Below are 16,900 nucleotides of genomic sequence, written 5' to 3' on the forward strand. Positions count from 1 at the left end.
AGCGGTCGCTGCGACTTGTTCGTGGCAAAAGGATCGCCGGAAACGATGGCGCAGGCTTTCGTGCGTGATGCGCGCACTCCCGACCGGATCGGGCTCGGCACCATCCTCGGCATCGGCGGGGCGCTGCTCTTCTTCCTCCTGAGCGGCGCGCTTGCCTATTCGAACATCCAGGCGCTGCGCGGCGACACGGCCCGCGTCGTCCGCACGCACGAGGTCATCACCGAACTCGGCAACCTGCTCTCAGCGGTCCAGGATGCCGAGACGGGTCAGCGTGGTTACCTCCTCACCGGTAACGAGCGCTATCTGGAGCCCTACCAGCAGGCGCTGGCGAGGACCGAGGCGAGCGTCGCGACGATCGAGGCGATGACCAGCATCAGTTCCGCGCAGCGCACCAACCTGCAACGCCTGCGCCCTCGCCTCGATGCCAAGCTTGCCGAGCTCAGCCAGACGATCGAGCTTCGCCGGTCGCGCGACGTTTCGGGTGCGCTCGCGCTCGTCAACACCGACCGCGGCAAGATCGCCATGGACGCGATCCGCGACCAGATCAGCCAGATGCGGACGGAAGAGCGACGGTCGCGCGAGGCCCGCCTGACCCAGATGGACGCGGCGTTCTGGACCGCGACGATCAGCGGCATCGTCACCGCGCTGCTCGGCGGCGCGCTGGCGCTGGCGGTCGGGGTGCTGCTCCATCGCACCGCGCTCGCGCGCGTCCGCCAGAGCTGGTTCCAGGCGGGCGAGGTCGAGCTGGGCCAGGCGATGCTCGGCGACAAGAGCGTGCGCGATCTGGCGGCCAACATCCTCGACACGCTGACGCCCTATCTGGGCGCACAGGCGGGCGTGCTGTTCAAGGGCGAGCATGGCCTGTTCGAGCGGATGGCGACGCTCGGCGTGCCGGCCGATGCGGCAGTGCCGGAGCGGTTCACGCTGCGTGAGGGGCTGCTCGGCCGCGTCGCCGCCGACGGATCGCCGATGGTTTTGACCGACGTGCCGGAGGGCTATCTGACGCTCGGCTCGGCGCTGGGCCGTGATACACCGCGCCACCTCGTCATCGCGCCGCTGATCGCCGATGGCGAGGTCAATGCCGTGGTCGAGTTCGGCTTCCTCCATCCGATCGACGATCGCACGCTGGAGCTGCTGACGCGCATCGCCTCGCCCGTCGGCATCGCACTCCGCTCGGCCAAGTATCGCAGCGAGCTTCAGGCGCTGCTCGACGAGACCCAGCGCCAAGCCAACGAGCTTCAGGTGCAGAGCGAGGAGCTCAAGGTCTCGAACGAGGAGCTGGAGGAACAGGGCCGCGCGCTAAAGGAATCGGCGGTGCGGCTCGAGCAGCAGCAGGTGGAGCTGGAGCAGACCAACACGCAGTTGGAGGAGCAGGCCCAGCTTCTGGAAGCGCAGCGCGACGACCTCGCCAAGTCGACCGCGGCGGTGGAGCTCAAGGCGCGCGAGCTCGAACAGGCAAGCCAGTACAAGTCCGACTTCCTCGCCAATATGAGCCACGAGCTGCGCACGCCGCTCAACTCGCTCTTGATCCTGTCGAAGCTGCTCGCCGACAATCCGGACGGCAACCTGTCCGACGATCAGGCGCAATATGCACGCACGATCCAGGCGTCGGGCAACGACCTTCTCAACCTCATCAACGACATTCTCGACCTGTCGAAGATCGAGGCGGGGCATGTCGACATCCATGCCGAGCCGGTGTCGATCAACCGTCTGGTCGGCGACCTTCGCCAAACCTTCGATCCGATCGCGCGGCAGCGCGGGCTCGACTTCGCGATCGAGATCGATCCGGCGGCGCCCTCTGGTCTCGGCACCGACCGGCAGCGCCTGGAGCAGATCCTCAAGAACCTGCTCTCCAACGCTTTCAAATTCACCGAGCGCGGCACCGTCACGCTGGCGATCGCGCCCGCCGACGGCGATCGGCTGGCGCTGACCGTGGCGGACACGGGAATCGGCATCACCCCCGAGCAGCACCGCGCGATCTTCGAGGCGTTCCGCCAAGCCGATGGGGCGATCAACCGCAAATATGGCGGCACCGGCCTCGGCCTGTCGATCTCGCGCGAGCTGGCGCGGTTGCTCGGCGGCGCGATCACGCTGGAGAGCGAGCCCGGCAAGGGCAGTCGGTTCACCGTGACGATCCCGATCGATTACGACCCGTCGCTGGTCGAGCAACGGTCTGAGCCCGCCCCGCCGCGGCTTCGGCCGAACCCGCGCCGGCGCTCCCGCCCCGCTCCCGCCCTCGCCCGGCTGGCGCCCGTCGAGGATGATCGCGACCAGCTCGAAGCCACACGCCGCATCCTGCTGATCGTCGAGGACGATCGCGTGTTCGCCGGGATCGTCCGCGACCTGTCGCGCGAGGCGGGATTTCAGGCGCTCGTCGCCGGCACCGCTGAAGAAGCGCTGTCGCTCGCGCGCGAATATCGGCCGAACGCGATCGTGCTCGACCTCGGCCTTCCCGATCAGTCTGGCCTCGCGGTGCTCGACCGGCTCAAGCGCGAAGATGCGACGCGGCACATCCCGATCCATGTCGTGTCGGCGAGCGACCAGACGCACACCGCCTTCTCGCTCGGCGCGATGGGATATCTGGTGAAGCCGGTGAAGCGCGAGGATCTGGCTCAGGCACTCGGCGCGCTGGAGGCGCAGCTGACGCGCACGATGCGCCGCGTTCTGATCGTCGAGGACGATCCCGTCCAGCGCGAGGCGGTTGGCAAGCTGCTGGCCGGGCCGGAGGTCGAGGCGGTCGGCGCCGGAACCGCGGCCGAGTGCCTGCAATTGCTGCGCGAGCAGACGTTCGATTGCATGGTGCTCGACCTGTCGCTGCCCGACGCCTCGGGCTTCTCGTTGCTCGAGACGCTCAGCCAGGACGAGGAACACGGCTTCCCGCCCGTCATCGTCTATACCGGCCACGATCTGAGCCGCGAGGACGAGCAGAAGCTGCGCCGCTATTCGAACTCGATCATCATCAAGGGCGCCAAGTCGCCCGAGCGCCTGCTCGACGAGGTGACCCTGTTCCTCCACCAGGTCGTGTCCGAACTGCCGCCCGAGCAGCAGAAGATGATCCGCCAAGCGCGCCACCGCGACGCGCTGCTGGAGGGACGGCGCATCCTGATCGTCGAGGACGACGTCCGGAACGTCTATTCGCTCAGCAACATCCTGGAGCCGCGCGGCGCCAGGATCGCAATCGCGCGCAACGGACAGGAGGCGCTGGACGCGCTCGACAAGTCCGCGGGCACCGCGGAGGCGATCGACCTCGTCCTGATGGACGTGATGATGCCGGTGATGGACGGGCTGGATGCCACGCGCCGCATCCGACAGGATCGGCGCTGGACCAAGCTGCCGGTCATCATGCTGACCGCCAAGGCGATGCCGGACGATCAGCGCAACTGCATCGCGGCCGGCGCCAACGACTACATGGCCAAGCCGCTCGACGTCGACAAATTGCTCTCGCTGGTGCGCGTATGGATGCCAAGATAGCCCCGCCCGCGACCGAGGCGGTCGAGGATATCGAGATCCACCTGCTGCTGGAGGCGCTCTATCGGCGCTACCATTATGATTTCCGCCACTACGCCCGCGCGTCGATCAAGCGGCGCCTGCGGCAGGCGCGGGCGCAGCTCGGCTTCACGAGCTTTTCGGCGATGCAGGACACGCTCCTCCACGGCGATGCGCTGGTCGGGCAGCTGCTCGACTATCTGACCGTGCAGGTCAGCGAGCTGTTTCGCGATCCGGGCTATTTCCGCGCGATCCGCGAAAAAGTTGTGCCGCACCTGCGCACCTATCCCTCGCTCAAGATCTGGATCGCCGGGTGCAGCCAGGGCGAGGAGCTCTACTCCTTTGCGATCCTGCTTCACGAGGAGGGGCTGCTCGACCGCACGCTCCTCTACGCGACCGACATCAATCCCGCGGCGCTGGAGGCGGCGCAGGCGGGCGTCTATCCGCTCGACCGGATCGCGGCGTTCACGCAGAACCATCAGCAGGCGGGCGGCCGCACCTCGCTCTCCGACTATTACACCACCGCCTATGGTCGAGCGGTGTTCGACAAGAAGCTGCGCGCGCAGGTCGTGTTCTCCGACCACAGCCTCGTCACCGACGCCGTCTTCGCCGAATGCCAGTTCGTGTCCTGCCGCAATGTCATGATCTATTTCGATCGCCCGCTTCAGGACCGCGCGGTCGGGCTGTTCAAGGATTCGCTCAGCCGGCGCGGGTTCCTGGGGCTGGGGTCGAAGGAAACGCTGCGCTTCTCCGCCCATGCCGACGCGTTCAGCGAGTTCGTGCGGGAGGAAAAGATCTACCAGCGGGCCGAACGATGAGTGCGGTCGTCATCGGCGCGTCGGCGGGTGCGGTGGAGGCATTGTCGCGCATCCTGCCGCGGCTGCCCGTGGACTATCCGCTCCCGCTCCTCATCGTCGTCCACATCCCCGAGACGCCCTCGACGCTCGCCGCGCTGTTCGCGGACAAGTGCCGGATCGCGGTGCGGGAGCCCGAGGACAAGGAGCCGATCGCACCCGGCACGGCCTATTTCGCGCCGCCCGGCTATCACATGCTGGTCGAGGCGGGCGGCACGATCGCGCTCTCGGTCGAGCCGCCGGTGCTCTACTCGCGCCCCTCGATCGACGTGCTGTTCGAAAGCGCGGCGGATATCTTTGCGGCGTCACTGACCGGCGTGGTGCTGACCGGCGCCAATGACGACGGCGCCCGCGGCGCGGCGGCGATCGTGGCGGCCGGCGGCACCGTCCTGGTCGAGGACCCCGCCACCGCCTATGCATCGGCGATGCCCGCCGCGGCGCTGGCGCGATGTCGCGATTCCCAACCTATGTCACTCGACGCGGTCGCCGATTTCCTGCTTAGCCTTGTAGCATCATGACCCACGCCGCCGACATCACCCATTTCCTGATCGTCGACGACCTCGAGGAAAACCTGATCGCGCTGGAAGCGCTGCTCAGGCGCGAGGGGCTGGGGTTCCTGCGCGCACGATCGGGCGAGGAGGCGCTGGAGCTGCTGCTGACGCACGAGGTCGCGCTGGCGCTCCTCGACGTACAGATGCCGGGCATGGACGGCTTCGAGCTCGCCGAGTTCATGCGCGGCAGCGAGCGGACGCGGCACGTGCCCATTATCTTCGTGACCGCGGGCAGCGCCGACACGCACCGGCGCTTCCGCGGCTATGAAGCGGGTGCCGTCGACTTCATTCAAAAGCCGATCGAGCCCGACATCCTGCGCGGCAAGGCCAGCGTCTTCTTCGACCTCCACCAGCGCCGCCGCGCGCTCGCCGACGCCGCCGACCAGCTTGAGGGTCAGGTGCGCGACCGCACTGCCGAGCTGGAGAACGCGCTCGACCGGCTCCAGGCCGAGATCGCCGAGCGCGAGCGCGCCGAGGCGTCGCTGCGCCAGAGCCAGAAGATGGAGGCGGTCGGCCAGCTGACCGGCGGCATCGCCCACGACTTCAACAACATGCTGACCGGCATCATCGGCTCGCTCGACCTGATGCGGCGGCGAATGGCGATGGGCCAGTTCGAGGATCTCGACCGCTACATCGACGCGGCGACCACCTCTGCACAGCGGGCCGCGGCGCTGACGCACCGCCTGCTCGCTTTCTCGCGCCGTCAGTCGCTCGATCCGGCGCCGCTCGACCTCAACGCCCTGATCGGATCGATGACCCAGCTCGTCGAGCGCGCACTGCCCGAGCAGATCGAGTTCGAGCTGGCGCTCGCCGCCGAGCTCCCCAACGCACTCGCCGACGCCAACCAGCTCGAGAACGCGATCCTCAATCTCGCGCTCAATGCCCGCGACGCGATGGCCGACGGCGGCAAGCTGGTGATCGAGACGGGCGTGTCGACGATCCGCGATCTGGGCGACGGTCCCTTCGTGATGGTGGCGGTCTCCGACACCGGCACCGGCATCCCCGCCGACGTGATCGAGAAGGTCTTCGACCCGTTCTTCACCACCAAGCCGATCGGCCAAGGAACAGGCCTCGGCCTGTCGATGGTCTATGGCTTTGCCCAGCAGAGCGGCGGTGCGGTGCGGATCGACAGCGAGCCGGGACGCGGCACCTCGGTCAAGCTCTACCTCCCGACGACCCAGGCGCCGACGATCGCCGCCGTGCCCACGCCCGTCCTCGCGCGCGGCGGATCGGGCGAGCGCGTGCTGATCGTCGAGGACGACCAATCCGTCCGGATGCTGGTGCGCGAGGTGCTGGAGGAGTTGCGCTACGAGGCGGTCGAGATCGGCACGCCGACCGACGCGGTGCCGCTGCTCGCGTCCGACCAGCGCATCGACCTGATGATCTCCGACATCGGCATGCCGGGCATGAACGGCCGCGACCTGGCGACGCTGGCGCGGACGCATCGGCCCGAGCTGCCGATCCTGTTCATCACCGGCTATGCCGAACAGGCGACGCTGCGCGGCGATTTCCTGGGCACGGGCATGTCGATGGTGACGAAGCCTTTCTCGCTCGAGACGCTCGCTACGCGGATCGGCGAGCTGATCGTGAGCCGTCAGCCCGCCTGAACGCCGGTCAGATCACGCCCGCCTTCATCTGCTTGACCGCATGGTCCGCAGCGCGGGCGGTCATCGCCATGAAGGTCAGCGACGGATTCACGCACGACACCGACGCCATCATCGCCCCGTCGGTGACATAAAGGTTCGGCGCGTCATGCGCCTGGTTCCAGCCGTTGAGTACCGACGTCCGCGGGTCGCGACCCATGCGCGCGCCGCCCATCTCGTGGATCGCCTCGCCCGGAATGTGCGTGCCGCGGTTGCTGGTGACGTTGGTCAGGCCCGCCTGGCGGAGCATCAGCTCGCCCTGCGCCTGCGCGTCGTCCATCATCTTGATCTCGTTGTCGCGGAACGTGACGTCGAAGCGGAGCAGCGGCATGCCGCGGCTGTCGGTCTTGTCGAAGTTCAGCATCACGCGATTGTCTTCGTAGGGCAGGCACTCGCCGAACGCGCTCATGTTGAAGCGCCATGGGCCATAGTTGCGCATGCCGTGCTTCATCGACACGCCGAAGCCCTCTGGCACCGGCTGGCGGCGGCTGGCGCCGCCCTGATAGCCATAGCCGCGCTTGAACGGCAGTTCCTCGTCCTTGAGATTGCGGAAGCGCGGGACATAGACGCCGCCGGGGCGACGGCCATATTCGACGAACTCGGTCATGCCCGGCACGTCGCCGCCCAGATTGACCTTGAAGATATGGTCCATCACCGCGCTGCCGAGCGCGCCGTTCGAATGGAAGTGGCTGCGCTGGCTGCCCTCCGCCCGCGAGTTGAGGAGGACGTGGAGCGACCCCATCGCAGAGGCGCACAGGAACACCATTCGCGCCTGCACGACCTCGGCCTGGCCAGTATTGGCGTTGACCAGGCGAACGCCGGTGACGCGCTTCTTGGCCGGATCATATTCGACGTTGGTCGCCCAGGTGTCGGGCCGGAGCGTCAGCCGCCCCGTCGCGCGCGCCGCCGGGAGCGTCACCGCCTGCGTCGAGAAGTACGCGCCGAAGCTGCAACCGCGGTCGCACTGCGCGCGCTTCTGGCACCGCGAGCGGTTCTGATCGGGCTTGTCCTCGGTGATGTTGGACAGGCGCGCGTTGATGAGCTTGCGGCCCGGGAATTCGGACTCGAGCCGCCCCTTCAGCCACTTCTCCGCGACGTTCATCGGGAACGGCGGCATGAACTCGCTGTCGGGCAGATAGTCGAGATTCTCGCGCCCGCCGGACACGCCGATATACTTCTCGACATAGCTGTACCACGGCGCGACGTCGTCATACCGGATCGGCCAGTCGGTACCGATGCCCTCGCGCTTGTTCGCCTCGAAGTCGGTCGGCGCCCAGCGGAAGCTCCAGCGGCCCCAGGTCAGCGACTTGCCACCCACCACGCCGCCGCGCACCCAGTGGAACGGATTGGGCGCGTCGAAGTCGTACGGGTTCAGCCGATCGTTGGTGAAGAACGGCTGATTGGCCGGCTGAACCCAGAAGTTCAGGCCCTTATAGTCGCTCTTGGTGAACGCCGCCGGCATGCGGTTGCGCGCCGGGATCTCGAACGCGGACTTACCGTCATAGGGATAGTCCTCCCCATGCTCGACCATCCGGCCGCGATCGACCATCAGGACGCGCAGCCCCTTTTCGGTGAGTTCCTTGGCGGCCCAGCCGCCGCTCACGCCCGAGCCGATGACGATTGCGTCGAAGCGATCCGTTGCTGCCATGATGTCTGCCTGTCGAATTCTGAAATGGGGTCGAGCGAGCGGAGGGCGCTCAGGCCGAGAAGATGCGCGTCACCTTCGACGCCGGATAGGCGCCGTCATAGTCGCCGGGCACCGGCAGATAGGTCCGCTCCTGCGTGATCCCGATCTCCGACGTGAAATAGCCGGTGACGACGAGCTGGCGGAACGCCTCGAAGAACTTGGCGCCGTTCGGGATCTGGTCGTTCATCGCCAGCGTCAGCAGCGCGTCCTGCTGAGCGCCCGATACCTTGAGCGCAGGCTTCTTGTAGTCGGCCATGCTGCGTGCATCGATTGCGCCCAGTCCGCCGACGATCAGGTCGCGATCGTCGCTGATCGCCCAGTCGCCCATCATGTGCTCGATATACTCCGGCACTCCGGCGGCGATCGCGCCCGGCGTGTCGGTGGTCGGCATCACCCGCTCGCTGAGTGCGGTGACGAGCGCGCGCTGCGCGGGCGTGAACACGACCGCGGGCTTGCCCGTGTTGATCTTGGGGATCGGCTCATAGCCGGCCGCGCGCGCGAGCGGCGCGAACAGGCCGGCGCCGAACACGCCGGCGATCCCTGCCAGTGCGGTGCGGCGATCGATCGAGAACCCATTGGCCGGTTCGATCATCGTCACGCCCTCGCCTTTCGGCGATCCGCCAACCACTTAACCATCACCCTCTCCCGTCGATCGTTGATGGATCGTATAGGATCGATACAATCCTGTCGACAGGCTTCTACGTCAGGCGGCCTCTCGCGTCGACGATCCTTCGTCGACATCGGGCTCGTCCTCGGTATCGACGCCGCGCTCCAGCCGCGCCTCATCCTCGATCGCCTCGGCCTCGGTGATCCCGAAGCGGGCGGCAACGTCGGGTGCGTAGCGCAGCAGGTCGGGGCGCAGCCGCATCAGGCTCAGATCCTTGGACTTGCCCTCCAGCATCACGTCGAACACCAGCCCCTCGGCCATCCGCATGAAGGTCGCGAACTCGAAGGGGTTGGTGAAGTCGGCATGACCCGTCCAGATCGGCGGGCGCAGCACGGTGCGGACCCGCGCCGTCGGCTTGACCGGCGCCTTCAGCATCGCGCCCTTCTGCGCCCTCCCCGCCTTGGCGGCGGCGCGCTGCTTGGGCGTGATCTTCTGCTTGATCTCGCGGAGTTCGGTGCGGGGACTGGAGAAATGGATCTTCGGCCGCACGCCCGCGGGCCAGGTGGCGAGAAAGCGCTCCAGCGTCTCGCGCATGTCGAGCCGTTCGGGGTTGAGGCACCAGAAATGCTGATAGTCGAAGATCAGCCGCACCTCCGTCCGCTCGTGGATCCAGAGCGCATCGGCGGCGGAGAAGCGGATGTCGTCATTCTCGAGCACCAGCCGGCGGCGGACATGCTCCGGGCATTGCTCCCACCCCTCGATCCAGCGTGCGCGGCTCGCCTCGTGGTCGCCGTAAACGCCGCCGACATGCGTCACCATCACCGCCTCGTCATCAAGGCCCATCCGGTCGAGCATCTCGGCCTGGCTCGACAGGTCCCAGATGCTCTTGCGCGTCAGCTCCGGGTCCGGCGCGTTGAGAAGGACATATTGGGAGGGGTGGAACGACAGCCGGATGTCGTACTCGCGCGCCTTGGCACCGAACGCGCGCAGCTCCGCATCGCTCTCGGCGACCATACCGTGGAACTGCGGCAGGTCCGGATGCGTGGCATAGGGCGCGATGTCCGACGACAGCCGGTACATGTCGAGCCGCTCGGCCTTCAGATAGTCGAGCACCGCGTCGAGCAGCTCCAGCGAGCATTTGAGATGCGGGTTCTTCTGCCAGCGACGCGTGTCCTGCGTCTTCATGCCGGGCTTTCCCATCACCTTGACCGGAAAGCCGAGACGCAGCGGGCGGGAAGGATCGGTCAAGCGTGCACCTGTCGTAACATGAGACAGGGTCAACGACATCGCCCAGCCTAAGCTCCTTTCGCACCTTCAAATTTTCCTCGGCATATTTCCGCGGCGCATCCGTTTGCCCGGCACCGCGTTCCTGTCGCTGACCCCATCAAAGGAGCCCGGCATGGCGATCTTCAACAAGGACATGGTCGAACTCGCGACCAAGAACGAGCTTTGGCAGAAGGAGGTCTATCGCGACAACAAGGTGCAGGTCGTGCTGATGAGCATCCCGGCCGGCGAGGAGATCGGGCTGGAGACCCACCCCGCCGACCAGACGACCTTCATCGTCGCGGGCGAGGCGCAGGTGACCGTCGACGGCAGCCGGACCAAGGCGGGCGTCAACCACATGGTCGTCATCCCCAAGGGCGCCGAGCACAACATCGCCAACAAGGGATCGGGCGCGCTCAAGCTGTTCTCGGTCTACGCGCCCCCTGCCGAGCCCGAGGGCGCCGCCTTCAAGACCAAGGAAGAGGCGGAGGAAGCCGAGAAGGGCCTGCTCGCCAAGGCGGCCGAGAAGGTCAAGGAAGCGGTTGGCCGCTGAGGCGCGCGGGCGTGACGGGCACGAAGCGCGGCGACGTTCCCGTCACGCCGGACGGCCGGTACATCGTCGTGCGCGGCCGGCTGTGGCGCCGGTCCAACCCAGCGTTGGCCGAGGACGTTCGGCAAGCGCTCGTCGCCGATCTGATGAGCGCGCGCCGGGCGGTCGGCACGGCCCGGCGCGCGGGCGACAAGGATGCGCTCGCCGACGCGGGCAGGCGCGTGGATGACGCAAAGACGGCGCTGGGCGAGCGCGGGCCCGTCTGGTGGGACGATGGCGCTCCCGACCTCAACCGCCACATGGCTCGCACCACGCCCTATAGAGATTGGTTCGAGGGGCTCGCATAACGTTCATAACCTGTATCACAGGCGCAAACGCCGCCGGGTGCTAGGCTGGGTCCGACGCCACCAACGGGAGTAAAGATGGTCAAGCGCAGGTTGCCGCGACATGTGGGCTTCATCCCCGACGGCAATCGCCGATGGGCGACCGATCGCGGCCTCGCCAAGCAGGACGGGTACGCGCACGGCATCGAACCCGGTCTGCGCCTCTCGGACCAGTGCATGAGCCTCGGCATCGAGGAAGTGACGATCTATTGCTTCACCAAGGACAATCTGAAGCGGCCCTCGGCGCAGCAGGCGCGCTTTACCGAGGCGTCGGTCGCCTTCGCCCATGCGATCGCCGATCGCGGGGCGGCGGTGCTCGTCGTCGGTGACGAGCGTTCGGCCAAGTTCCCGCGCGAGCTGCTCGACTATCGCGAGCGCCGCGGCGACGGGATGAAGGTCAACCTCCTCATGAACTATGGCTGGGAGTGGGACCTCGACGGGCTGCGCGGCGACGGGTTGCGATCGAAGGACGTCTCGCGCCTCGACCTGATCGTCCGCTGGGGCGGCGGGCGTCGGCTGAGCGGCTTCCTACCGGTGCAGTCGGTCTATGCCGACTTCTACATCCGCGAAGAGCTGTGGCCCGATTTCGAACCCGATCAGTTCGACGCCGCGCTCACCTGGTTCGCACAGCAGGACCAGACGCTCGGCGGCTAGCCGCGCCCGCGCCGCGATCGGGTCGGCAGCACCAGATGCTCGACGAAGTTGCCGATCTCCCGGCACCGATTGCCACGGTCGGTGACCTGATCGTCCAAGCCGAGCCGCCAGGCGAGATCGCGGCGGCCGGGCTCGTCATGCAGCGCCTCGACCAACAAAGCATGCGCCTCCACATCGTCGTCGCTTTGCGCAAGCGAATGCTCGATCAGGTCGTCGGCCTGACGCCGAAGCGCCGCCGCCACCTCGAACAGGCTGAGTTCGGGATGATACTGAACGCCCCAGAAGATGCCCGGGCCGCTGCGGATCTCCGCTGCCTGCACCGTTGTCACGCCATTGGAGGCGAGCAGCACCGCTTCCTCGGGCAGCGACGCGACCTCATCGGTGTGGATCGCCGGCGCATCGAACGCCGCCGGCCGCCCGGCGAGCAGCGGATGCCCACGCCCCGCATCGGTCGGCGCGATGCGACGGGAAAAGCCTGCCTCGCGCCGGCCACCCATCGATCGCACCGTCCCGCCCGCGGCGACCGTCGCCACCTGAAGCCCGGCGCAGGAGCCGAACGACGGCGTGCCCGACGCAAACACCGAGCGCATGAACGTGATGATCCGGCGACACTCGGGCGTGTCGTCGTACAAGTGAAGCGGCGATCCGGTGAGGAACACCGCGTCATAGGCATCGAGGCCGTCGGGCGGCACCGCATCCTGCCCGTGGTCCGCCGGCGTCACCCGCGTCGTTCGTGCGCCAGGTGCGATCCGCTCCAGCAACGCCTCGTACGTCTCGCCCGAACTTCGCCCGACGCTTCGCCGCCTTCTGTCGCGCGCTTCGGGCGGCTCGCTTTCGGCGATCAGGAAATTCAACACATCTTGAAGCACATACGCCCCTTTGTCCGCGAGGCTTCCTAACGGATGATAGGCGGATCGGCTCCGCCCCGCGTCTTGTTCTGATCGCCCGGCCCCCGATATGCGCCGGCCAGACATGAAGGAGCATCCCGCATGAAGGCGATGGTGACCGGTTCGCCCGCGACACTCGAAACACTGGCCTTTGCCGACCGGCCCGACCCGGGACAGCCCGGCGCCGGCGAGATCCGCGTGCGCCTTCACGGCAGTTCGCTCAACTATCACGACCTGGGCGTCGTCACGGGTCGGATGCAGGGCAAACCGAACGGCATCGCGCTCGCTGACGGCGGCGGCATCGTTGAGGCGGTGGGCGACGGTGTCGCCGAATTCGCGGTCGGCGACGCGGTCGTCTCGTGCTTCTTCCCGGACTGGCACGACGGCGCGCCGACGATCGGCGACTTCAGCCGCACGCCCGGTGACGGGATCGACGGCTATGCCACCGAAGCCGTCGTCGTTCCGACGACCGCCTTCACCCACGCCCCGCGCGGCTATGACGCGGTCGAGGCGGCGACGATCACTACTGCCGGCCTTACCGCCTGGCGCGCGCTGGTCGGCGATGGCGGACTGAAGGCAGGCGACGTCGTGCTGCTGCTCGGCACCGGCGGCGTGTCGATCTGGGGGCTCCAGATCGCCAGGGCGATGGGCGCGACCGTTGTCATCACCTCCTCCTCGGGCGAGAAGCTCGAGCGTGCGCGCGACCTGGGCGCCGACCACGTCGTCAATTATCGTGAAGTCGAGGCTTGGGGCCGCGCCGTCCGCGACTGGACCGGCGGGCGCGGCGTGGACCATGTGCTTGAGCTTGGCGGCGCCGGCACGCTGGCGAACTCGATCGAGGCGGTGCGCGTCGGCGGGCACATCGCGCTGATCGGCACTGTCACCGGCACCGCGGGCGACGTGCCCACCGCCGCGCTGATGGCAAAGCAGGCTCGGCTCCAGGGATTGATCGTCGGATCGCGCCGCCAGCAGCAGGACTTTGTTCGCGCGATCGACGCGACCGGGATCAAGCCGATCGTCGACCGCCGCTTCCCGCTCGATGCGCTGCCCGAGGCGTTTCGACACCAGCAATCCTCCGCGCATTTCGGCAAGATCGGGATCGAGTGGTGAGGTGAGCGACGCTCGATCGATCGCGTCAAACATACGTCAGTTTGGGGGATGCCAAGGCGGGCGCGGCGCTGCTAGGCGTCGGCCATGATCGAACCGACCGTTCCCGCCCCCCTGCCCGTCCGGCGCGACTGGTCGGAGGATGAACGGCTGGCCGCGCTCGACCGCTATGACGTGCTCGACACCCCGGCCGAAAGCGATTTCGACGAGATTGCGCAGCTTGCGGCCGACGCGCTGGAGGCGCCGATCGCGCTCGTCAGCCTGGTCGCGCGCGATCGTCAGTGGTTCAAGGCGGCGCGCGGCTTCGGCCAGACCGAGACGCCGATCGAACAATCCGTCTGCGCTCATGCGCTGCGCACCGACGGCTTCCTCGTCGTGCCGGACCTCAGCGCCGACGAGCGCTTCGTCGCCAACCCGCTGGTCACGGCCGAAAACGGCATCCGCTTCTATGTCGGTGCGGTGCTGTATGGGCGGGAAGGATTGCCGCTCGGCACGCTGTGCGTGATCGACCGGGTCGCGCGGCCGAACGGCGTCACGCCGCAGCAACGCCGGCTGCTCGAGCTGCTCGCGCGGCAGGTGACCGCGCAGCTCGAGCTCCGCCGCGCGCTGGCGGAGGAACGCGCGCGCCATGCCGAGCGTGCGGCGATGGAGGCGCGCTACCGGCTCGCCGCTCGCGCGACCAACGACGCGATCTGGGATTGGGACCTCGTCGCCGATCGGGTCGAATGGAACGAGGCGCTGACGGTGGCCTACGGCCATCCGCTCGCCAGCGTCGGCAGCAGCGGCGACTGGTGGATCGGCCGCATCCATGCCGACGATCGCACCCGGATCGCCGACGGCATCCATGCCGCGATCGACGGGGCCGTCGTCAACTGGAGTGCCGAATACCGCTTCGAGCGCGCCGACGGCAGCTATGCGCCGGTTCTCGATCGCGGCTTCATCCTTCGCGACGAGGATGGCCGCGCGGTGCGGATGATCGGCGCGATGCTCGACCTGTCGGAGCGGCGCGCGCACGAGGTCGATCTGCGCGCGAGCAACGATCGCTTTCGCGCGGCCGTCGCGGCGATCGAGGGCTATGTCTGGACGAACACGGCCGATGGCGAGATGCGCGGCCCTCAGCCGGGCTGGGCGGCGCTGACCGGGCAAGGCGAGGACGAGTATCAGGGCTATGGCTGGGCGGCCGCCGTCCATCCCGACGATGCGCCCGGCACCATCGCGGTCTGGCGCGCCGCGGTCGAGGCACGCTCGACCTTCGCCTACGAACATCGGGTGCGGACGGTCGCGGGCGAGTGGCGCCGGTTCCTGATCCGCGCCGTGCCGATGTTCGACGCGGGCGGGACCATCACCGAATGGGTCGGTATCCACACCGACGTCACCGAACGCCGCGAGCAGCAGGCGGCGCTTCGCGAGAGCCAGGCGCGGCTCCAGTTCCTCGACGACCTCGGCCGCGCGATCGCCGAGGCGGTCGATGCGGATGCGATCATGGCGACCACCACCCGCATGGTCGCGCAGCATCTGGGCATCAGCAACTGCGCCTATGCCGACATGGACGAGGACGAGGACGGCTTCAGCATCCGCGGCGACTGGGCGGCGCCGGAAACCACCAGCATCGTCGGCCATTACAGTCTGCGCGACTTCGGCGAGCGCGCGGTCGAGACGCTGCACGCCGGTCAGCCGCTGGTGATCGCCGACAATGGCGTCGAGCTTCCCGAAGCGGCCGCGGCGACGTTCCGCGCGATCGGGATCACCGCGACGATCTGCATGCCGCTGGTCAAGGGCGGACGGCTGACCGCGCTGATGGCGATCCACGATCGCGTGCGGCGCGATTGGACCGAGGAAGAGCTCGGCCTGATCGCCGCGGTGACCGAACGGTCCTGGGCGCATATCGAGCGCGTCCGCATCAACAAGGATCTGGCCGACCTCGCCGCCAGCTTGGAGGCGCGCGTGACCGAGCGCACGCGCGAACTGCTGGCGGCCGAGGATGCGCTCCGCCAGGCGCAGAAGATGGAAGCGGTGGGCCAGCTGACCGGCGGCATCGCGCACGACTTCAACAATCTGCTGACGATCGTCATCGGCAGCGTCGACATCGCGCGCCGGGCGCTGTCGACGGGCGATTCGATGCGGGCGACGCGCGCGATGGGCAACGCGCAGAAGGGCGCCGAACGCGCCGCGGCGCTGACGCAGCGACTGCTCGCCTTCTCGCGCCGCCAGCCGCTCGATCCCAAGCCGCTCGACGTGGGTCAGCTCGTCGCCGGCATGTCCGACCTCGTCGCCCGCGCGCTGGGGGAGACGGTGGCCTTAGAGGTGTCAGGCGACCCCAATCTCTGGCGGACCGAGGCGGATCCCAACCAGCTCGAGAACGCGATCCTGAACCTCGCCGTCAACGCGCGCGATGCGATGCCGGATGGCGGCCGCCTCACGATCGAGACGCGCAATGCGTGGGTCGAGGAGGGCGACACCGCGGCCGAGATCGCGCCGGGCCAATATGTCCTCGTTGCCATCACCGATACCGGTCACGGCATGGATCGCGACACGGTGACCCGTGTGTTCGAGCCCTTCTTCACCACCAAGGAGGTCGGCCGCGGAACCGGGCTCGGTCTCAGCCAGGTCTATGGCTTCGTCAAGCAATCGGGCGGCCACGTGAAGCTCTTTTCGGAGGCGGGCATCGGGACGACCGTCCGCCTCTACCTTCCGCGCCTGATGCGCGAAGCTGAGGTCGCCGGGGACGAGCCGACGACGATCGCCGCGCTTCCCTCCCACCGCGAGGAGACGATCATGGTGGTCGAGGACGATGACGACGTCCGCGCCTACACCGTGGAGGTGCTGCGCGAGCTCGGCTACCGCGTGCTCGAGGCGCATGACGGCACGTCGGCACTCCGCCTGATCGAGCGGCGAGAAACCGAGGTCGACCTGATGTTCACCGACGTCGTCATGCCCGGCATGTCGGGCGCCGAACTCGTCAACCGCGCGCACGCGATCAATCCGGGCCTCAAGGTGCTGTATGCCAGCGGCTACACGCGCAACGCGATCATGCAGGGCGGACGGCTGGAACCCGGCGTCGAGCTGATTGCCAAACCCTTCACCTATGAGAGCCTGGCGCGAAAGGTCCGCGAGGTCCTGGAAGCAACCTAAATCCTCCCCTGCAAGGGGAGGGGGACCATGCCGAAGGCATGGTGGAGGGGTGTCGCCGAAAGCGCCACGCTCGGGGCGAGTACTCCTCCACCCCGC

General features: G+C 67.8%; 13 protein-coding genes. 9 read left to right on the forward strand and 4 right to left on the reverse strand.

Annotation, left to right across the window (positions count from 1 at the left end; all coding sequences use genetic code 11):
* Positions 1-45 precede the first annotated feature (45 nt).
* From RS883_RS10520 to RS883_RS10535, 4 genes are read left to right on the forward strand one after another with little or no spacing between them, the layout of a single operon-like run.
* Positions 46-3,471: a response regulator gene (locus RS883_RS10520; RefSeq protein ID WP_315760153.1), complete on the forward strand. Its 3,426-nt coding sequence runs from the start codon at positions 46-48 to the stop codon at positions 3,469-3,471.
* On the forward strand, positions 3,456-4,304 hold the full coding sequence (locus tag RS883_RS10525) for a CheR family methyltransferase (protein ID WP_315760154.1): 849 nt from the start codon (positions 3,456-3,458) through the stop codon (positions 4,302-4,304). The genes RS883_RS10520 and RS883_RS10525 overlap by 16 nt, the downstream gene beginning before the upstream one ends.
* Entirely contained in the window at positions 4,301-4,858 is a 558-nt protein-coding gene (locus RS883_RS10530) for a chemotaxis protein CheB (protein WP_315760155.1), read from the forward strand. Before RS883_RS10525 ends, RS883_RS10530 begins: the two co-directional genes overlap by 4 nt.
* On the forward strand, positions 4,855-6,498 hold the full coding sequence (locus RS883_RS10535) for a response regulator (RefSeq protein ID WP_315760156.1): 1,644 nt from the start codon (positions 4,855-4,857) through the stop codon (positions 6,496-6,498). Before RS883_RS10530 ends, RS883_RS10535 begins: the two co-directional genes overlap by 4 nt.
* A gap of 7 nt (positions 6,499-6,505) precedes the next feature.
* Here the strand turns inward: RS883_RS10535 and RS883_RS10540 are convergent, their stop codons facing one another.
* The 3 genes from RS883_RS10540 to uvsE form a co-directional block, all read right to left on the reverse strand.
* Positions 6,506-8,182: a GMC family oxidoreductase gene (locus RS883_RS10540; protein ID WP_315760157.1), complete on the reverse strand. Its 1,677-nt coding sequence runs from the start codon at positions 8,180-8,182 to the stop codon at positions 6,506-6,508.
* Between the two features lie 49 nt (positions 8,183-8,231).
* Positions 8,232-8,813: a gluconate 2-dehydrogenase subunit 3 family protein gene (locus RS883_RS10545; RefSeq protein WP_315765068.1), complete on the reverse strand. Its 582-nt coding sequence runs from the start codon at positions 8,811-8,813 to the stop codon at positions 8,232-8,234.
* 111 nt (positions 8,814-8,924) lie between these two features.
* Positions 8,925-10,076, reverse strand: coding sequence for a UV DNA damage repair endonuclease UvsE (uvsE, locus tag RS883_RS10550; protein WP_315760158.1), 1,152 nt, complete (start codon positions 10,074-10,076; stop codon positions 8,925-8,927).
* Between the two features lie 151 nt (positions 10,077-10,227).
* Between uvsE and RS883_RS10555 the strand changes: the two genes are divergently transcribed.
* The 3 genes from RS883_RS10555 (at position 10,228) to RS883_RS10565 (ending at position 11,678) form a co-directional block, all read left to right on the forward strand.
* The gene (locus RS883_RS10555; RefSeq protein WP_315760159.1) at positions 10,228-10,644 is read left to right on the forward strand and encodes a cupin domain-containing protein; all 417 of its coding nucleotides are present in this window, start codon (positions 10,228-10,230) and stop codon (positions 10,642-10,644) included.
* Positions 10,645-10,655: 11 nt separating this feature from the next.
* Complete coding sequence (locus RS883_RS10560; RefSeq protein ID WP_315760160.1) at positions 10,656-10,988, forward strand: hypothetical protein; 333 nt, start codon at positions 10,656-10,658, stop codon at positions 10,986-10,988.
* Between the two features lie 75 nt (positions 10,989-11,063).
* On the forward strand, positions 11,064-11,678 hold the full coding sequence (locus RS883_RS10565) for an undecaprenyl diphosphate synthase family protein (RefSeq protein ID WP_315760161.1): 615 nt from the start codon (positions 11,064-11,066) through the stop codon (positions 11,676-11,678).
* Here RS883_RS10565 and RS883_RS10570 read toward each other — a convergent pair.
* Positions 11,675-12,535 carry a type 1 glutamine amidotransferase gene (locus RS883_RS10570; RefSeq protein WP_315765070.1) on the reverse strand — a complete coding sequence of 287 codons (861 nt, stop codon included), beginning with the start codon at positions 12,533-12,535 and terminating at the stop codon, positions 11,675-11,677. The two genes, RS883_RS10565 and RS883_RS10570, sit on opposite strands and share 4 nt — an antisense overlap.
* A 132-nt stretch (positions 12,536-12,667) precedes the next feature.
* Here RS883_RS10570 and RS883_RS10575 point away from each other — a divergent pair, with 132 nt between their 5' ends.
* Positions 12,668-13,675, forward strand: coding sequence for an NAD(P)-dependent alcohol dehydrogenase (locus RS883_RS10575; protein ID WP_315760162.1), 1,008 nt, complete (start codon positions 12,668-12,670; stop codon positions 13,673-13,675).
* 84 nt (positions 13,676-13,759) lie between these two features.
* Positions 13,760-16,804, forward strand: a complete 3,045-nt coding sequence (locus RS883_RS10580) for a PAS domain-containing protein (protein ID WP_315760163.1) — start codon at positions 13,760-13,762, stop codon at positions 16,802-16,804.
* Positions 16,805-16,900 lie beyond the last annotated feature (96 nt).

Origin of the sequence: Sphingomonas sp. Y38-1Y (assembly GCF_032391395.1) — a bacterium.
Taxonomy (GTDB): Bacteria; Pseudomonadota; Alphaproteobacteria; order Sphingomonadales; family Sphingomonadaceae; genus Sphingomonas.